The organism is Coralloluteibacterium thermophilum, assembly GCF_042654365.1.
GTDB lineage: Bacteria > Pseudomonadota > Gammaproteobacteria > Xanthomonadales > Xanthomonadaceae > Coralloluteibacterium > Coralloluteibacterium thermophilum.
This window is the reverse complement of sequence record NZ_JBHSGG010000002.1, coordinates 304,302-321,321: the sequence shown is the minus strand read 5'-3', so window position 1 is coordinate 321,321 and position 17,020 is coordinate 304,302. Positions and strand designations below refer to the sequence as shown.

General features: G+C 72.9%; 13 protein-coding genes and 2 pseudogenes. 7 read left to right on the top strand and 8 right to left on the bottom strand.

All coding sequences use genetic code 11. From position 1 onward, the window contains the following. Positions 1 to 239: 239 nt before the first annotated feature. The 3 genes from ACFO3Q_RS01880 to ACFO3Q_RS01870 all read left to right on the top strand — a co-directional run bounded on the left by ACFO3Q_RS01880 (position 240) and on the right by ACFO3Q_RS01870 (position 2,548). The gene (locus ACFO3Q_RS01880; protein ID WP_377002892.1) at positions 240 to 1,097 is read left to right on the top strand and encodes a hypothetical protein; all 858 of its coding nucleotides are present in this window, start codon (positions 240 to 242) and stop codon (positions 1,095 to 1,097) included. Next, entirely contained in the window at positions 1,094 to 1,789 is a 696-nt protein-coding gene (locus ACFO3Q_RS01875; protein WP_377002891.1) for a hypothetical protein, read from the top strand. The genes ACFO3Q_RS01880 and ACFO3Q_RS01875 overlap by 4 nt, the downstream gene beginning before the upstream one ends. Before the next feature lie 174 nt (positions 1,790 to 1,963). Continuing rightward, positions 1,964 to 2,548, top strand: coding sequence for an NAD(P)H-dependent oxidoreductase (locus tag ACFO3Q_RS01870; protein WP_377002890.1), 585 nt, complete (start codon positions 1,964 to 1,966; stop codon positions 2,546 to 2,548). Between the two features lie 22 nt (positions 2,549 to 2,570). On the opposite strand, the gene ACFO3Q_RS01865 is transcribed toward ACFO3Q_RS01870, so the two are convergent. Beyond that, on the bottom strand, positions 2,571 to 2,966 hold the full coding sequence (locus ACFO3Q_RS01865) for a RidA family protein (protein ID WP_377002889.1): 396 nt from the start codon (positions 2,964 to 2,966) through the stop codon (positions 2,571 to 2,573). 141 nt (positions 2,967 to 3,107) lie between these two features. On the opposite strand from ACFO3Q_RS01865, the gene ACFO3Q_RS01860 reads away from it, so the two are divergent. Further along, a complete protein-coding gene (locus tag ACFO3Q_RS01860) occupies positions 3,108 to 4,040 on the top strand; it encodes a LysR family transcriptional regulator (protein ID WP_377002888.1) in 933 nt (310 codons plus the stop codon). Between the two features lie 151 nt (positions 4,041 to 4,191). On the opposite strand, the gene ACFO3Q_RS01855 is transcribed toward ACFO3Q_RS01860, so the two are convergent. The 6 genes and pseudogenes from ACFO3Q_RS01855 to ACFO3Q_RS01830 all read right to left on the bottom strand — a co-directional run bounded on the left by ACFO3Q_RS01855 (position 4,192) and on the right by ACFO3Q_RS01830 (position 10,594). Then, positions 4,192 to 5,724: a tetratricopeptide repeat protein gene (locus ACFO3Q_RS01855; RefSeq protein WP_377002887.1), complete on the bottom strand. Its 1,533-nt coding sequence runs from the start codon at positions 5,722 to 5,724 to the stop codon at positions 4,192 to 4,194. 101 nt (positions 5,725 to 5,825) lie between these two features. After that, the gene (locus ACFO3Q_RS01850) at positions 5,826 to 6,497 is read right to left on the bottom strand and encodes a class I SAM-dependent methyltransferase (RefSeq protein ID WP_377002886.1); all 672 of its coding nucleotides are present in this window, start codon (positions 6,495 to 6,497) and stop codon (positions 5,826 to 5,828) included. Between the two features lie 16 nt (positions 6,498 to 6,513). Next, positions 6,514 to 7,183 (bottom strand): annotated as a pseudogene (gene map / locus ACFO3Q_RS01845) (type I methionyl aminopeptidase). Positions 7,184 to 7,439: 256 nt separating this feature from the next. After that, a pseudogene (locus tag ACFO3Q_RS01840) lies at positions 7,440 to 7,973 on the bottom strand (YdeI/OmpD-associated family protein); the annotation flags it as partial. A gap of 70 nt (positions 7,974 to 8,043) precedes the next feature. Next, positions 8,044 to 8,460 carry a response regulator gene (locus tag ACFO3Q_RS01835; RefSeq protein ID WP_377002885.1) on the bottom strand — a complete coding sequence of 139 codons (417 nt, stop codon included), beginning with the start codon at positions 8,458 to 8,460 and terminating at the stop codon, positions 8,044 to 8,046. Further along, positions 8,453 to 10,594, bottom strand: a complete 2,142-nt coding sequence (locus ACFO3Q_RS01830) for a PAS domain-containing sensor histidine kinase (protein ID WP_377002884.1) — start codon at positions 10,592 to 10,594, stop codon at positions 8,453 to 8,455. The genes ACFO3Q_RS01835 and ACFO3Q_RS01830 overlap by 8 nt, the downstream gene beginning before the upstream one ends. Positions 10,595 to 10,918: 324 nt before the next feature. On the opposite strand from ACFO3Q_RS01830, the gene ACFO3Q_RS01825 reads away from it, so the two are divergent. The 3 genes from ACFO3Q_RS01825 (at position 10,919) to dosP (ending at position 16,734) form a co-directional block, all read left to right on the top strand. Continuing rightward, positions 10,919 to 12,751, top strand: coding sequence for a DUF885 domain-containing protein (locus tag ACFO3Q_RS01825; protein ID WP_377002882.1), 1,833 nt, complete (start codon positions 10,919 to 10,921; stop codon positions 12,749 to 12,751). Positions 12,752 to 12,937: 186 nt separating this feature from the next. Next, positions 12,938 to 13,945: a zinc-dependent alcohol dehydrogenase family protein gene (locus tag ACFO3Q_RS01820; RefSeq protein WP_377002880.1), complete on the top strand. Its 1,008-nt coding sequence runs from the start codon at positions 12,938 to 12,940 to the stop codon at positions 13,943 to 13,945. 209 nt (positions 13,946 to 14,154) lie between these two features. Further along, positions 14,155 to 16,734, top strand: a complete 2,580-nt coding sequence (gene dosP / locus ACFO3Q_RS01815; protein WP_377002879.1) for an oxygen-sensing cyclic-di-GMP phosphodiesterase DosP — start codon at positions 14,155 to 14,157, stop codon at positions 16,732 to 16,734. A gap of 12 nt (positions 16,735 to 16,746) precedes the next feature. On the opposite strand, the gene ACFO3Q_RS01810 is transcribed toward dosP, so the two are convergent. Then, a complete protein-coding gene (locus ACFO3Q_RS01810; protein ID WP_377002878.1) occupies positions 16,747 to 16,977 on the bottom strand; it encodes a hypothetical protein in 231 nt (76 codons plus the stop codon). Positions 16,978 to 17,020: the final 43 nt, after the last annotated feature.

Sequence of the window (17,020 nt, the reverse complement as noted above, 5' to 3'; positions counted from 1 at the left end):
CCTGCGGTGAAGCGGGCATGCGGCGCGCGGGGAGAGGCGCCTCGCCGGGCGGCGCATCCGCCGCTATGCTCCGCGCTCTTTTTGCGCCGGGACCGCCGATGCGACCGCCGTACACTCAAGGGGAAGGGGCCCGTCCCGCGACCGCCGCAGATCTGCACGCCGAAGCCCGGACCCGGGCGTCGGCCGCGGACGGCGCCGCGGCACCGGCTCGCGCGCGGCTGCGGCGTCTGGGCGCGTGCGTGCTCCTGCTGTGCGCCGCCGCGGGCGCGGCCGTGGCGCAGGTGCAGCCGCTCGCCCACTACAGGGGCCTCGCCGGAGACGAGCGCGTCGAACTGATCCTCGTGCACGACTCGGCCTGGGACTTCGTGTCCGGCGCCCTGTTCGGCCCCGACCGCGTACTCGTGCCGCTGGAGCCGACGCCCCATGCGACGGACGCACCGCTGGTCATCACCACGCAGGCCGCGGGTGCGGACCTGCCGGAGGTGGCGCTGGTGCTGCGCCCCTTCGCGGTCTTCGATGCCCATCTCGGTGGGAGCCGCGTGGACCTGCGGACGCGCGACGCGCTGCCGCTGCGCCTCGAGCGGGTGGCCCGGTTCGAGGCCGGCACCAGCGCGCCGGCGTTCGACGCGGAACTCCTGCAGCAGGGCGGCGGCCGCGACCGCTACTTCGTCGTGCATGCGAGCAAGGGCGCGCGCCAGCAGACCGGTCGCGTGGACCGCGTCGACGTGTACGACCGCGCGACCGGCGAGGTGCTGCAGGCGCTCGACGGCCTCGGCCTGTGGTTCCGCGGCATGGAGACGCTCGACGTGTTCGACATGAACGGGGACGGCATCGTGGACTTCCGCGCGACCGGCCTCGAGGACGGCAACGCGCAGGCCGTGCAGTACTTCCTCTCGCAGGACGGCGGCTATCGCCGCAACGGCATGCTGGAGAAGCTCGCCGCGCGCGGCCCGCTGCAGTTCCGCGACGGCAACGTCCAGCTCCGGCTCACGGACACGATCGACTGGGACGACCGGACCTGCGAGTGGGAGCACTATCGGTTCCCGGCGCCCGACCGGATCGAGTACACGACGGTACGGCGGGAGCCCTGCTCGTGAGCGGCCGCATGGGATGGCTGCGCGCCGCGCTGGTGCTCGCGCTCGGCGTGGGCGCGGCGGCGCCCGCGACGGCGACGACGGCGCAGTTCCGGGGCACGCTGGGCCGCGCACCGGTGACGGTGCAGCTGCAGTACGAGAACCGCGTCGTGCGCGGGCTCTATTTCTACGACCGCTACCGCACGCCCATCGCCCTCAAGGCGACCGTGAGCCGCGGCCACACGCTGGAGATCGACGAGACCGACGTCGCCGGCCTGCCGAGCGCCCGGCTGCGCTTCCAGGACTGGGGACTCCACCCGTCGAGGCCGCCCCTCACCGGGACGTGGACCGACTACCGCACGCGCCGGCAACTGCCCCTGCACCTGGAGCTGGTCCGGCATGCGGACTACAGTGGCGTCAGCCCGCCCGGCGCGTTCGCGACGCTCCAGCTGGCCTCGACCGACGCGTTCTACTTCCAGGTCCCCGGCGGCGAGGGTGCGGTGGTGACCGCCATCGAGGTCATGGACAAGGCCACGGGCACCCTCAGCCAGAGGCTCGACCTGCCCACCCCGCACTGCAACCGCGGCATGCACACCGTCGAGGTCGCGCTGGAGCAGGGCGAGACCGTGCTGCGCCTGCCGCCCGGCCCCCGCTGCCCCGGCACGGTCTTCCGCTGGAACCCGCGCGCGGGCGGCTTCGAGCGCGTGTCGCCCTGAGCGGGCTGCGGCCGATAGGCGCGCCGGCGGCTTCGCTCGCTGCCGGACGGGCGCCCGCCCTTGCGCGCCGCGCAACGGACTTTTTCCAGGTGCGGCCTTTATCGGCGGAGGCCGGCCGCGGATAGTGCGCGACCCTTTGCATTCGGTGCCGCCGCGCGGTGCCAGGAGTCGTGCTTGAACATCCTCTTGATCGATGGCGGCAAGTCCTACGCCCACTCCGGCGGCCGCTACAACGCCACGCTGCACGGGATGGCGGTGGAGACGCTGCGGGACCTCGGCCATGCGACGCGCCAGACGCGGGTGGACGACGGCTACGCTCCCGAGGAGGAGGTGGCGAAGTACCTGTGGGCGGACGCGATCGTCTACCAGATGCCCGGGTGGTGGATGGGCGCGCCGTGGACGGTCAAGAAGTACATCGACGAGGTGTTCACCACCGGGCACGGCGCGCTCTACGCCAACGACGGCCGCTCGCGCCACGACCCCAGCCGCCACTACGGCAGCGGCGGCCTGCTGCAGGGGCGCCGCTACATGCTGTCGCTGACCTGGAACGCCCCGCGGGAGGCCTTCGACGCGCCCGGCAACTTCTTCGAGGGGCGCGGCGTGGACGCCGTCTACTTCCCCTTCCACAAGTCGCAGGAGTTCGTCGGGCTCGCGGCCCTGCCCACCTTCCTCGCCAACGACGTGATCAAGGCGCCCTCCATCGAGCGGCATCTCGAGGAGTACCGGCAGCACCTGCAGACGGTGTTCGGCCGCGCCTGAGGCGCGGCCGGCAGCCACCAGGCTAGGACTGCGGGATCCGTGCCACGACCTTGATCTCGAAGTCGAAGCCGGCCAGCCAGTTGACGCCCACCGCCGTCCAGTTGGGATAGGGCGGCTCCCCGAAGGCCTTCATGCGCACCGCGGAGACCGTGTCGAACTGGCGCTCGGGGTCGGTGTGGAAGGTGGTCACGTCCACCACGTCGTCGAAGGTGCAGCCGGCCGCCGCCAGGACCGCCGCGAGGTTGTCGAAGGCCAGCTGCACCTGCCTGTCGAACTCCGGCTCCGGCGAGCCGTCCTCGCGGCTGCCGACCTGGCCGGAGACGAACAGCAGGTCGCCGGAGCGGATCGCGGCGGAGTACCTGTTGATCTCGTAGAGCGCCTGCCGCTGGGCAGGGAAGATGGCGTCGCGTCGGGTCATGCTGTGGCTCCTGTGGGAACGAAGAGGCGCAACGCCGCGCCTCCGCATGGGAGGCCTGCGCGGCGTCGCCTGTGGCACGTAGGATGAGGGCCTGACGCCAGGCCTTTAATCCCACCGCGAGGCAAATCACCCGTGCACCGGATGCAGGAACGGAGCGGCGCGCGCTTCGAGCAGATCGAGGCCTTCGCGGCGGTCGTGCAGCACGGCGGCTTCGCCGCGGCCGGGCGCGCGCTGGGGCGCGATCCCTCGGTCGTGTCGCGCCGCATCGACGCGCTCGAAGCGCGCCTCGGCGTCCGCCTGCTGTCGCGCACGACGCGGCGCATCGCGCTCACCGAGGCGGGCGCGGCCTACCTCCGGCGCGTGCAGGCCATCCTCGGCGAGCTGGCCGCGGCCGAGGTCGAGGCCGCCGAAGGCGCGGCCGAACCCCGCGGCCTGCTGCGGCTCGCCCTGCCGGCCGCCTTCTCGCAGCGCTGGATCGCGCCATGGCTGCCGGCCTTCGTCGCCGCGCATCCGGCGCTGCGGCTCGAACTGGTGCACGCCGACCACTTCGTCGACCTGGTCGCCGAGGGCTTCGATGCGGCGGTGCGCATCGGCGAGCTGGCGGACAGCAGCCTGGTCGCGCGGCGGCTCGCGCCCTTCGACACCGTGCTCTGTGCGGCCCCCGACTATCTCGCGCGCCGCGACGCGCCGGCACGGCCGGAGGACCTCGCCCGGCACGCCTGCCTCACCTTTCCGAAGGCGCGCTTCTGGCCCGACTGGCGACTGACCGACGGCGCCGAACGCGCGATCCAGCGCATCGGCGGTCCCATCGTCTCGGACGAAGGCGAGGGCCTGCTGGTCGCCTGCCGCGCCGGCGCGGGCATCATGCCGGCACCGGAGTGGCTGATCGGCCCGGACCTCGCCGCCGGCCGCCTCGTGCGCGTACTGCCGGAGTGGCGTTTCGACCACGACGGCGCCGTCCACGTCGTGCTGCCGCCGGGCCGGCTGGTACCGGCCAAGACACGGGCCTTCGTGGACCGGCTGGTGCGCGCGTTCGATCCGGTGGCGCCGTGGCTGCGGGCGCCGGGCGGGTAGGCCGGTATCGCTCCCGGCAGCGGGGGACATGTGCGCGATCAGTGGTCGCGCGAGGAAGGGGGGCGAGTGTCGGGTGTCGGGATGCGGCCACGGGCGCGTCGTGCAGCGACGCCAACCATGGGAGAGACCTCGCCCGCGAGGCGTTGCCCGCTCAGTTCCGGTCGGGCAGCGCCGGCTGCTCTGCGACCAGTTCGTGGCGCCAGGTCAGCAGGGTCTGCATCGAGCCGGCGTTCCACGGCTTCGACATGTCGGCATGGAGAAGGAATCGGTCGATCGCGTCCACCGTGTCGGGATGCCGTGTCGGGTAGAGCGCCCAGGCCCGGAGACGCCATGCCTCGCCGCTTTCGGGGTAGGTCCGGACGAGTTCGGCGGTGCACTGTTCCATTTCGAGCGAGACATGGCGGGTTTCGATGAAGGTCTGGCAGTAGAGCTCGTGCGAAGTCTGCTTGTGCTGCCCGTGCTCCATGGCGAAACGGAAGTGCGGCCGGGCCGCCGCATAGCCGTCCGTCCTCTGCAGGATGCGGCCCAGGGTGTAGTGATGGTTGGCCCCGTCGGGCTCCAGTTGGAGCGCGCGCAGCAGGTCGGCCCTGGCCCACGCAGCGTCGTCCAGGTCCTCGAAAAGAAGCCTTCCCCTTGCGCTGAAGTAGTCGGCATCGGTCGGCCAGAAGCGCGTGCTCTGGGACAGATAGACCAGGGCGCGCCACGGGTCGTCCTTCTCGCGATAGCCGAGGCCCGCGGACCGGAGCAGGCCACCGCTCGGCGCCATCGCAGCTGCCGAGGCAAGCGCGTCGGCGGCAGCCGCGCGGTCACTCGCCATCGAGGGCTCGTCGCCCGCGGCCTCCCCGAGCAGCGCGCCGAGGATCGGGTTGCGCTCCACGCGCGCCGCGGCGTACGCGACCGCGTGGCGCAGGGCGGCATCCGAGCCACCCCAACGGGGTTGCGCGCCTCGAATCAACTGGTACGCGACGTGGTACGAGTCCGGATCCACCGACAGGCAGTGCTCGGTCGCGGCTGCCTCGAGCTCGTCCGACACCTGTGCACCGATCTCCATGAGCTTCACGCACGCCACGCTGAGGCGTGGCTCGATCGTGAGGACTCGGCCGTACAGCGGGACTGCATGTTCGAACTGCCGGTGCATGCGCTCGAAGCGTTCGTGCGAGACCCTGCTCGCAAGGGCGCCGCCCCGTGCACGCCAGCCAATGGCGGCGTGGTGGGTCGCGAGCGCCATCGTCGCGAATGCGCTGCCGGGTGAGGCGTCGTGCCAGCTGCGCGCGACTTCGCCTGCCTTCGGCGTGTGGTCGAACACGCGGAAGGCCACGAAGATCTGTTCGCGCTGCTCCTGGTCGGTGTAGTGCGCCTGCAGCAGCGCAGCGAAATCGCGCTCGAGCTGCGCAGCGCCATCGGCCTGTCCGAGGACTTCGCCGATCCGCTCCAGCGTGTACATCGGCTCTCGGAGCAGGGTACAGCGGGCGAGCGCAGCCCCCGGACGCCAGCGATTGTGTGGCAGGTCGGGATAGGCCCGGCAGCGCGCCTCCTGATTCGTGATGCCGTCGGCAGCGCGGACCGCCTCCAGGTGGTCGCGCCACACGTCTGGTGGCTCGGCGGTCGGTCGGGCCGAGACGAAGGGCATGGCCATCGCCAGGCCAAGACCGCCGAGCAGCGTCGCGCGCAGCATCCTTTGCATCGATATCCCCTGAGAGCCCCTTCGGCCCATCCCCCGCGCGAAGCCTAGCCCGGGCGCCGTCCTTCATCCAGAGCGCGCGGGCCATCCATGGCGGCGACGGGCTAGCCGGGCATCGCCGCGGACGGGTCCTTGCGGAAGACGAGCTGGAGCAGGCGCGGCACATTCTCCCCGTCGGCGCCCGCGGCGGGTACGTCGCGGGGTTCGGCCATCGACACGAGGCGGAACCCCGCGGCCAGGGCCGCCGTGACGTAGTCCGCGGTGGTGTGCAGCCAGGCCTTCACCCGCACCTCGCCCTCGGCCGCGGCGAAGCGCGCGACCGCGCCGCGCAGCTGCCGGTAGGGATGCAGCTCGCACACGTAGAGGATCCCGTCCGGACGCAGCGCCCGCGCCGCGTGGCGGAACACCGGGCCGACGTCCGCGACGTGCTCCAGGACGAGGTTGCCGACCACGAGGTCCGCCGCCGCGTCGGGCACCGGCCAGGGCCGCACGATGTCGTGCTCGACGAAGGCGACGTGCGCGCCGCGCACCTTCGCCCGGGCGCGCGCCAGCATCGCCGGGGACAGGTCGAGCGCCGTGAGCCGCCGCGCCAGGGAAGCGAGGTAGGCGCTGTTCTTGCCGGTGCCCGCACCGAACTCGACCACCGCCGCGCCCTCGACGGGCAGCCCTGCCGCCCGCAGCACCGCCGCGTCGAGGTCGCGCGTCCGGTTGCTGTCGAAGTCGTAGTCCGGCGCCCAGCGCTCGTAGGCGTCCAGGACGGGGAGGGGGCTGCCCATGCTCCGGCTCTCCGGATCAGTGCGTCGTCACCACGATGGGCGCGCCGCGGGTGACGATCAGGGTGTGCTCGAACTGCGCAGACCGGTTGCCCCTGGCGCCGACCAGGCTCCAGCCGTCGCCGGCCTCCTCCACCGTCCTGCTGCGCGTGGACAGGAAGGGCTCGATGGTGATGACCATGCCCTCGTGCAGCGTCCGCGTGTCCGAGCGGTCGTGGTAGCCGGGAATGTGATCCGGCGCTTCGTGCAGCGCGGCCGACGCCGTGGCTGCCCAGGTTCTCGATCACGCGGAATCCGAACTGCCGGGCGGTGGTCTCGATGGCGGCGCCGATGCGGTTGAGCGGCTGCCCCGCACGCGTCGCCTTCAGTGCGTTCGCCAGCGCCGTGCGGGCCGCGTGGCACAGGCGCAGTTCGCGCGGCGCGGCCGGCGGCAGTACGCGGGTCCCGCCGGTATCGGCGAAGTAGCCGTCCAGCTCCGCGGAGACATCGACGTTCAGCACGTCGCCCCCGCGCAGCACGCGCGGGCCGGGGATTCCGTGCGCCGCCTCCTCGTTGACGCTGATGCAGGTCGCGCCGGGGAAACCATAGGCCAGCCGCGGCGCCGGGCGCGCGCCCGCCTCCGCCAGCAGGCGCTCGCCGACGGCGTCCAGTTCGGCCGTGGTCATGCCGGGCTCGGCGGCGTCCAGCATCGCGTCGCGGACGCGCGCCACGATCCGGCCGATGCGATGGAGGGCGTCGATGTCGTGCTGCGATTCGATGGTCATGCGTTCGTCCTCGCCGGGGTCGGCGTCGAAGGGGAGGCGGCGCGGGTGGCGGATGGTACGGGCGCCACGGTCACTCCGCGCCTGCGGTGCCGGCCTGCCCGCCTCCGGTCCGCTTCGACGGCGTGCGTGCCCGGGCCGGCGCGGCCGAGGCCCGGTCCGCGGCGGGAGCGTCCGCCGCCCTCGGCGCACCGAGCGCCTTGCTGTAGATCCCGGAGCGGTCGAAGCAGCAGACCCGCCGCTTGCCCGAGGCGAGCATGTCGCAGGCATTGCCCACGCGCCGCTCGCGCGTCTCGGCCTTCTTCGCCGAGACGATCCACTGGATCCAGTCCCGTCGCGCCACCGGCGTGAGGCTCGACCACTGCGCGCGTGCGGCCGGCGCCGCCGACAGCGCCCGGCGGAGATCGGTGGGCACGCGCGGCTCGGGCTCCTCGGCCGTCGGCGCGATCGCGAGCGCGACGGCGTCGCCCGGCGCGGCGCCGGCCGCCTCGCGCAGGGCGCGCGGTACCTTCAGCCAGTGGCTTCCCTGCCCGTCGGGTTCGAGCGTGGCGCGGAACGGCTGGCCGCCGAACGTTCCCTCGACCGTGGCCATGCCGCGCGTCGGCAGCCACGCGCTCGCGTCCGCCGGGAGGACGAGGAAGGACCAGGACGCACCCTTCGGCGTCGCCGGGCGCTGCAGGGTGGCGCTGAAGCGGATCGGTCCGGGAGTCGTGCGCATGGGAGTGACGAGCGGCTCGGGGTCTCAATCATCCGGCAAACCGGGTCGCCGCGTCCTCTGCGGGAACGGCTTACCGGTCGGGCGGGCCGGGGCGCTTCGACCCGGCGCTCGAATCCCGCTCGCCACCGTCCTGGAGCGTCGCCAGCAGGGACCGGTGAAGCTCCGAGAGCTTGAAGGGCTTGGCGAGAACAGCGTGGCTCCGCAGGTCGGCCGGCAGGCCGGAGACGCCGTAGCCGGTGCTGAAGAGGAAGGGGATGCCGCGCGCGACGAGCAGCCTGGCGAAGTCGAACGACACCTCGCCCGCGACGTTGACGTCCAGCACGACGGCGTCGGGCGGCTGCGCCTGGACGGCCTCGTACGCGCGGGCGAGGCGCGCGACCGAGGCCACCATCTCGCAGCCGAGCTCCTCCAGCATGCCCTCGATCAGGAGGGCGACGCCGCCCTCGTCCTCGACCAGGAGGACACGGAGCCCCGCGAGGTCATCCATGGGCGGTCAGGGCCTCGACCGGCATCGCCATCCGGCAGCGCACGCCGGTTGCCTCGAAGCGAAGATCGAGGGATCCGCCGAGATCGCGTTCGACGCAGCGCTGGATGAGACGGGTTCCGAAGCCGCGATGCGTCGGGGCGCTGACGGCGGGGCCGCCCTGTTCCAGCCATTCGACCGCGAGCATGTCGTCGCTGCCGACCTCCCAGCGCACCGACAGGGTTCCCGCGGCGACGCTGAGCGAGCCGTACTTCGCGGCGTTGGTCACCAGTTCGTTCAGCACCATGGTCAGCGAGAGTGCGGAGCGCGCATCCAGGTCGAGCGTCGCGCCCGCGATCCGCACCCGGTCCCCGCTGCCGGCGTAGGGCGCCACGATGTCCTGGACCAGGCCCTCGAGCGGCGCGCTCATCCAGCTGCGCTTGGTGAGCAGGTCGTGGGCGCGCGCGAGCGAGATGATGCGGGCCTCGAACCGGGTCGAGAAGTCCGGCAGGTCCTTCGCGTGTCTCGCCGTCTGGGCGGCGAGGGACTGCACCGTCGCGAGGCTGTTCTTCACCCGGTGGTTGAGTTCGTCGATGAGGACCTTCTGGCGCGCCTCGGCCTCCTTGCGGTCGCTGATGTCCACGAGCATGTTGATGGCGCCCACCAGCCGTCCTTCGGCGTCGTGGAGCGGCATCGGATAGGGCGCGAAGGGCACGCGGCTTCCGTTCGGCCGTTCGGCGATCGCCTCGGCGCCGAGAACGGGCCGGCCCTCCCGCAGGGTCGTCGCCATCGGGCAGGCGTCGTGCGGCATCGGCGTGCCGTCGGGCCAGTAGAGCTTCCAGGTGACGCACCAGCGGTCGCTGCCGAGCACGGGCTCCCGGCCGGACAGGTGCACGGCGGCCCGGTTGTAGAAGGTGATGCGGCCTTCGGCGTCCGTGGTGTAGATCGCGGCGGGCAGCGCGTCGAGCAGCTCGCGCAGCCGCCGCTCGTTCGCCTGGATCGCGTCCGCCATCCGCCTGCGCTCGGTCACGTCCTGGATGACGCGCACGCCGTAGCGGAAGCGGCCGTGCTCGTCCCGGACCGACGAGCTCGACACATGGAGGTGGACGATCGAGCCGTCGGGCCGGATCGCGCGCTTCTCGACCCTGTAGCTCGCGAGTTCCCCGCGCACCTGGCGTGCGTACTGCTCGGCCTCGATGTGGCGGTCGTCGGGGTGGGTGATCTCGATCAGGTCCGTCCCGAGGACCTGCTCGCGCGGTCGTCCGAGGATCGCGCACAGCGCGTCGTTGACCCGCACGTAGCGGCCGCGCTCGTCGACCTCCGCGAGTCCGACGATCGCCGCCTCGTAGGTGGCGGCCAGCCGCTCCTCGCTGTCGCGCCGCGCCTCCTTCGCCGCCTGCAGGTCGCTGACGTCCGTCGTGAAGCAGCGCGTGCCCACGAACTTCCCGTCCTCGAAGCGGCTGTTGGACGTGATCAGCACGTGCCGGATCGAGCCGTCCCTGGCGCGCAGCCGGGCCGGGTAGCGATCCAGCCTGTCGCCGCGGGAGAGGCGCTGGAGAATGTCGTCGATCACGGGCGCATCGACGTGGAACTCGGAAATGGCGCGGCCGACGTACTCCTCCGCGGCGTAGCCGAGAAGTTCGAGCTCAGCCCGGTTCGCGCGCCGGATGACGCCGTCCCCCTCCACGATGTGCAGGCCGATCGCGCTGTTCTCGAAGAAGTCCTCGAGATCCTCGGTCCTGCGGCGGAGCGCCTCCTCCATGGCCTTCTGGGCGCTGATGTCCTGGAAGACGTTGATCGCGCCCTGGATCGTGCCGTCGCGGTCCCGGAGGGGCCGGATGTTGACGAGGGCGGTCAGGGTCGTGCCGTCGGGCCGCTCGATCACGACTTCGGCGTTGCGGGTCGTCCGGCCGCTGCGCACCGCCTCCGCCATGGGGCAGTCCTCGTGCGGGAGCGGGGCGCCGTCGACCTGGTGGAGCCGATGCGAGCCGCAGTAGCGCTCCCTTGCCTGGTCCAGCCGCGGCTCGCGCCCCCAGAGCGCGGCGGCCTCGGCATTGTATCTGACGAGCCAGCCTTCGCTGTCGCAGAGATAGACGGCGCCGGGAATGGCATCGAGCACGCCGGGCGCCGCCGCCACGAGCGCGTTGTACTCGCTCATGGGGCGTTCTGCGGCGGCGACAACGGGTTCCACCATGGACATCGGTCAGCCTTCATCTGCGCGGAGGCCATCGTACGGACGGCCGCCTGAAGCATTGCAGGATGCGCGTGACAAGCGCCTTCGCGCGGAGCCCTTCGCGCGCGGCCGGGGCCGCGGCGGTCGCCCGAACGCGCGCGCGGTCCGGTCCCGTCGGGTCGCCGCCGCCCGCCGGCCTGCGGTGGCGCGCGCGCCACCGTCCGGATGAATGCGCCGGCGGCATGCGACGGCGCGCCGGCGATGGCCCAGAATGGCCCGAAACACCCTGGGAGGGACGCGATGAGAAGAATGATGATGCCACTGGCCGCAGCGGCGCTGGCGCTCGTGCATGCGGCGGCGCCGGCCCTGGCGGCGACCGCGGAGCCGGACGTGCATGTGGTGGTCGACCGGCAGTACACCGACGTGCTGGGGACGCTGCCGCAGACCGTCAGCCTGCTCGGCCTGCCGGGCGCCGACGAGGCGGCCTCGCGGCTCGACGACGTCTCGCCGTCGCGGCGCGAGGTCCTGCGCCGCGTGCTGCACGACAACCACCGCGAGCTGCTCGCGCTCGACCGCGACCGCATCGTCGGCCAGCAGCGCTGGACCTACGACAGCGCGGTGTGGATGTACGCGCGCCAGGCCGAGCTGATGCAGCCCGACTGGGCGGTCGCGTGGCTGCCGCTGGCGGGCGTCTACGCGGTGGACCACCTGTTCGGCATCCCGAGCACGCTGCCGCAGTTCCTCGCCGAGCAGCACGCCATCCGCGACGTCGGCACGGCCGACGCCTACGTGCGGCGCCTGCGCGCGGTGCCCGTGCAGCTCGATCAGGTCGGCGAGAACGTCGACCTGCAGAAGCGTCACGGCGTCGTCCCGCCGCGGGTGGCGCTGGAGGGGCTGGCGGCGCAGATCCGCTCGCTCATCGCGGCGGAACCCGCCGACAGCCTGTTCGTGACCTCGATGGCGCGCCGGCTGGATGCCGTCGCGGACATCGACGCCGGGACGCGCGCGCGGTTGCTGGCGGACGCGGAGCAGGCCGTGCGCGACGCGGTGCATCCCGGCTATGCGCGCCTCCTGGACAGGGTCGAGTCCCTGATCGAGGACGCCGCCAACCAGGGCGTATGGGCGCTGCCGGGCGGCGACGCCTGGTACGACGCCGCCCTGCGCTGGAACACCAGCACGGACCTGGACGCGGAGGCGATCCACGCCCTCGGCCTGCAGGAGGTCGCCCGGATCGAGGCGGCGATGGACGGGATCCTGCGTGGCATCGGGCTGGAGGCGGGGACGGTCGCGGAGCGCGTCCAGCGCCTGCAGCGCGATCCGGCGCACGGCTACCCGGACACGCCGGAGGGACGCGAGGCGGTCATCCGCGACATCCGCGCCGCACTGGCCCGTCTCGACCCGCATCTCGACGCCTACTTCGGCATCCGCCCGACGCAGCCGCTGGACGTCCAGCCGGTCCCGGCCTATGCCGAGGCCACGGCCCCCGGCGGCTACTACTATCCGCCTGCGCTGGACGGCTCGCGGCCGGGCGTGTTCTACATCAACCTCGGCAGCATCGAGGACCACGCGCGCTGGGCGCTGCCGACGCTGGCCTACCACGAGGGCGCGCCGGGGCACCACTTCCAGATCGCGATCGGGCAGTCGCTCGAGGCGCTGCCGCTGATCCGGCGCACGCTCAATCCCAGCGCCTTCACCGAGGGCTGGGCGCTCTACGCGGAGCAGCTCGTGGCGGAGATGGGCCTCTATGCGGACGACCCGCTGGGCGACCTCGGTCGGCTGCAGGCGGAGATGTTCCGCTCGGTGCGCCTGGTCGTGGACACCGGCCTGCACCGCAAGCGCTGGAGCCGCGAACAGGCCATGGACTACATGCGCGGCAAGACCGGCATGAACGAGAACGACGTGCGCATCGAGATCGACCGCTACCTCGTCCAGCCCGGCCAGGCGTGTTCCTACAAGGTGGGGCACCTGAAGATGGTCGAGCTGCGCGAGCGCGCCCGCACCGCGCTCGGCGACCGCTTCGACATCCGCGCCTTCCACGACCTCGTGCTCGGCAACGGCGCCCTGCCGCTGGCGGTGGTCGAGAACGCCGTGGACGAGTGGATCGCCGCGCAGACGGCAGCACCGGCGGCCGAAGGCGGCTGATCCGCCCGGGGAGGCCGCGCGCCGGCGGCCGTCGCCCGCGCACCGTTCGCGGGGCGGGCGGCCGGTCGCCGCCGCCCCGCCCGAGCAGGGGCGGCCGCAGGCGCACCACGCCGTTCTCCTGTCCGCGACTGCCTGCTCCTGCCGCGCGGACTAGACTCGGCGTCCCCGTCACGGATGTCCCTGCCGATGAAAGCCGTACGCCTCGCCGCTCCGGGCGGCCTCGCCAACCTCGCCCTGGTCGACATCGACGACCCCGGCGCCCCCGGGCCCGGCCGGATCCGCGTGCGCCTGCACGCCAGCTCGCTGAACTACCACGACCTCGCGGTGGCGCTCGGTGCGATGCCGACCGCCGACGGCCGCATCCCGATGTCGGACGGCGCCGGCGTGGTCGAGGCGGTCGGCGAGGGCGTCGACGACTTCGCCCCGGGCGACCGCGTCGTCTCCACCTTCTTCCCGCAATGGCTGGACGGGCCGCCGACCGTCGCCGACTTCGCCACCACGCCGGGCGACGGCATCGACGGCTACGCCCGCGAGGCCGTGGTCGCGCCCGCGCAGGCCTTCACCCGCGCGCCGGCCGGCTACGACCATGCGCAGGCGGCGACGCTGACCACGGCGGGCCTCACGGCATGGCGCGCCCTGGTGGTCGAGGGCGGACTCAAGGCGGGCGACCGGGTGCTCGTCCTGGGCACCGGCGGCGTGTCGATCTTCGCGCTGCAGTTCGCCCGCGCCATGGGCGCGCGGGTGATCGTCACCTCGTCGTCGGACGAGAAGCTCGCCCGGGCCGCGGAGCTCGGCGCCGAGCACACCATCAACTACCGCAGCGAGCCGGAGTGGGCGCGCGCGGTGCTGGAGCGCACCGACGGCCGTGGCGTCGACCACGTGGTCGAGGTCGGTGGGCCGGCGACGCTGCCGCAGTCCATCGCCGCCTGCCGCATCGGCGGGCACATCGCGCTGATCGGCGTGCTCACCGGCGCGGCCGGCCCGGTGCCCACGGCCGCGCTGATGGCGCGCCAGCAGCGCCTGACCGGCCTGATCGTCGGCAGCCGGCGCCACCAGCTCGACATGATCGCCGCCATCGAGGCCACCGGCCTGGTGCCGGTCGTCGACCGCAGCCTGCCGCTGGAGGACATCGCCGAGGCCTTCGCCCTGCAGCAGGCGGGCGGGCACTTCGGGAAGATCGCGCTGACGTTCTAGCGGCAAGGTCCGGGGCCGCCACCGACACGTGCTGTCATGGCTCGTGTGCCACCATGCCCGGCAGGGATCGCTGCCGGGCGTCGCGCCGTCTGCCTGCGGATGAACGCGGCCCGGTGCCTGCCTCAAGTGCGCGCGGCCGTCGCCGATAGGGTCGCAACGGCCGGGAAGGCTGTGTCGGGGCGGGAAGGCCCTCGGGACGGGAGAAGTCGATGACGCCGGCGAGCATGATGGAAGGGAGCACCGATCTCCTGTTGCCCGCGCTCGAGCAGGCCGCGGTGGCGGTGGTCGTCATCGACGACGCCGACCGCGTCCTGTTCTTCAACCAGGCCGCGGAACGGCTCTGGGGATTCAACAGGGAGGAGGTGCTCGGCAGGCACATGCGGCCGTTGCTGCCGCGCGAGCTGCGCGGGGTGCACGACGGCTTCACCCGCAAGAACCGCGAGGGCGGGAGCCCGCGGGTCGCATGGACGAGCCGCGAGCTTCTCATGGAGCGCAAGGACGGCCAGCGGCTCTGGGCCGCCTTCTCGCTGTCCAAGATCGACGTGGGCGGGCGCATCCACTACATGGCGTTCGCGAGGGACGTGTCCGCCGAGGTCGAGCGCCGCGAGGAGAACCGGCTTCTCCTGCTGGCCGTCAACCACACCGACCGCCCCATCTTCGTGCTCGACGGCGCATGCCGCATCGTCCAGGCCAACCGCGCCTTCACCGAGCTGTTCGGCTATACGGCCACCGAGATCATCGGCATGCGGCCGGACGACGTTCTCGCTGGCCCCGGGGCGCCGCCTGCGGCGCTGGCGCGTGTGTGGGAGCGGGCGCGGCCCGGCTTCAGCGAAGAGATCCGGGCGATGTGCCGCGATGGCCGCGAGCTCTGGGTGCGGGCCTCGGTCGATCCCGTGTTCGACGGCGAGGCCGACACGCTGCGGAACCAGGTGGTGGTGCTGTCGGACGTCACCGAGGAGCGGCAGATCCGCGACCTGGAGCGCGACGTGCTGGAGGCGCTGACCAGCGACCTGCCGTTCCCGGCGCTGGGCGACTTCCTGTGCAGGCGCATCGAGGCGATCGTGCCGGGCGTGCTGGTGTCGGTGTGCAGGGTCGTCGAACGCCGGCTGCGGCCGTGGGCGGCGCCCAGCTTCCATGCCTCCTACGGCGCGGAGTGGGAGGGCGTGGAGATCGGCGAGGGCGTCGCCGGCTGCGGCACCTGCGCGCACCGCGGCGAGCCGGTGATGGTGCACGACATCGGGACCGATCCGCTCTGGGCGCCCTACCGGGACAGGATGCTGGCGCACGGCTACCGGGCCTGCTGGACGTATCCCGTCAAGCGCCGCGACGGCAGCGTCGCGGGCACCTTCGCGTTCTACTTCCGGCGCGGCGGCGGCCCCGACGCCTACCTGGAGCGCGTCGCGGCCGCCTGCGTCCGCCTGTGCACGCTGGCGATCGAGCACGAGGAGAGCCGGCAGCAGCTCAACCGGCTGTCGCGCTACGACGCGCTCACCGGGCTGCCGAACCGCGCCCAGCTGCTCGATCACGTCGGCGCCCTGCTGGCGTCGCGCGGGGACGGCGAGGTCGCGTTCTTCCACATCGGCCTCGACCGCTTCAAGGACGTCAACGAGACCCTGGGCCATGCCGCCGGCGACCAGACCCTGGCGGAGATGGCGAACCGCCTGAAGTGGCACCTCAGCGAAGACCAGTTCCTCGCGCGGGTGGAGGGCGATGCGTTCGTGCTGGTCGTGCCCGGCTGCGACGCGCACCGCGCCGTGCGCGTCGCAGCGGACGTCCAGCAGGCGATCAGCGCGCCGATCGACGTGGCGGGCTTCTCGCTGGACCTGTCGGCCAGCATCGGCATCGTCCATTACCCCGGCGCCAGCCGCGACCGCGACGAGCTGCTCCAGAACGCCAGGAGCGCCATGGAACGGGTCAAGGCCGCCGGCGGCGGCGACGCGCTGTTCTTCAGCCACGGCATGAACCGGCTCGCCCGTGACCGCCTGCTGCTGGGCGCCGCGCTGCGGCGAGCGGTGGCGGCGGGCGACCTGCGCCTGGAATACCAGCCGCAGGTCCGCCCGGGCTGCGGTGGGCTGTACGGCGTGGAGGCGCTGGCGCGCTGGTGCGATCCCGAGTTCGGCGAGGTGCCGCCGGACCGCTTCATCGGCCTGGCGGAGGAGATCGGCGAGATCGAGGCCATCGGCCGCTGGGCGCTGCGCGAAGCCTGCCGCGCGATGGCGCGGTGGCGCGCGGCGGGGCTCGGCGTTCCGGTGGTGGCGATCAACCTGTCGCCCTTCAACTTCCGGAGCCGCGACCTGCCCGACTGCATCGCCGCGCTGCTGGACGAACACGACCTGCCCGGCCGCTGCCTGACGGTCGAGATCACCGAGGGCCTGATGATGGAGGCGACGCCGCAGACGCTGGACATCATGCGCCGTATCCGCGCCTTGGGCGTGGGGCTGTCGGTGGACGATTTCGGCACGGGCTTCTCGAGTCTCTCCAGTCTCGCGAGCCTGCCGGTGACGGAGGTCAAGATGGACCGCAGCTTCATCGCGCGCTGCGAGCGCGAGAAGCGCGCGCAGACCCTGGTGACCGCGATGATCGGCGTCGGCCGCAGCCTGGACCTGACCGTGGTGGCCGAGGGAGTGGAAAGCGAGGACCAGCGCCGGCTGCTGCACGAGCTGGAATGCCCCGTCGTCCAGGGCTACCTGTTCTCGCGGCCGTTGCCGCTCGACGCCTTCGAGCGATGGCTGGCCGCGCGCGGAGGTGCCGCCGCGCCGGCGGTCGCGGGAGGCGCGGCCGTCGGCTGAGTGCGGGGCCGTTCAACGGGAGCAAGCGTGCATCGGCAGGGTCGCCGCCGCGGCCGGCCGCCGCGCCCGCCGCGCGCATGGCGGACGCAGCGCGGATGCCGCCGGTATCGCGTCGGCAGCCGGCGCCACCGGCACGACATGGTCGCCGCCATCGAGGCCACCGGTCGGGTGCCGGTCGGCGACCGCAGCCTGCCGCTGGAGGACGTCGCCGAGGCCTTCGCCCTGCAGCAGGCGAGCGGACACGTCGGGAAGATCGCGCCGACGTTCCGACCTCCTGCGAGGATGC

What these genes read in the sequence shown, in the direction of transcription:
- ACFO3Q_RS01865 (WP_377002889.1), bottom strand. Translation starts at nt 2,966, where the DNA reads ATGACCCGACGCGACGCCATCTTCCCTGCCCAGCGGCAGGCGCTCTAC.
- ACFO3Q_RS01860 (WP_377002888.1), top strand. Translation starts at nt 3,108, where the DNA reads ATGCAGGAACGGAGCGGCGCGCGCTTCGAGCAGATCGAGGCCTTCGCG.
- ACFO3Q_RS01855 (WP_377002887.1), bottom strand. Translation starts at nt 5,724, where the DNA reads ATGCAAAGGATGCTGCGCGCGACGCTGCTCGGCGGTCTTGGCCTGGCG.
- ACFO3Q_RS01850 (WP_377002886.1), bottom strand. Translation starts at nt 6,497, where the DNA reads ATGGGCAGCCCCCTCCCCGTCCTGGACGCCTACGAGCGCTGGGCGCCG.
- ACFO3Q_RS01835 (WP_377002885.1), bottom strand. Translation starts at nt 8,460, where the DNA reads ATGGATGACCTCGCGGGGCTCCGTGTCCTCCTGGTCGAGGACGAGGGC.
- ACFO3Q_RS01830 (WP_377002884.1), bottom strand. Translation starts at nt 10,594, where the DNA reads ATGAGCGAGTACAACGCGCTCGTGGCGGCGGCGCCCGGCGTGCTCGAT.
- ACFO3Q_RS01825 (WP_377002882.1), top strand. Translation starts at nt 10,919, where the DNA reads ATGATGATGCCACTGGCCGCAGCGGCGCTGGCGCTCGTGCATGCGGCG.
- ACFO3Q_RS01820 (WP_377002880.1), top strand. Translation starts at nt 12,938, where the DNA reads ATGAAAGCCGTACGCCTCGCCGCTCCGGGCGGCCTCGCCAACCTCGCC.
- dosP (WP_377002879.1), top strand. Translation starts at nt 14,155, where the DNA reads ATGACGCCGGCGAGCATGATGGAAGGGAGCACCGATCTCCTGTTGCCC.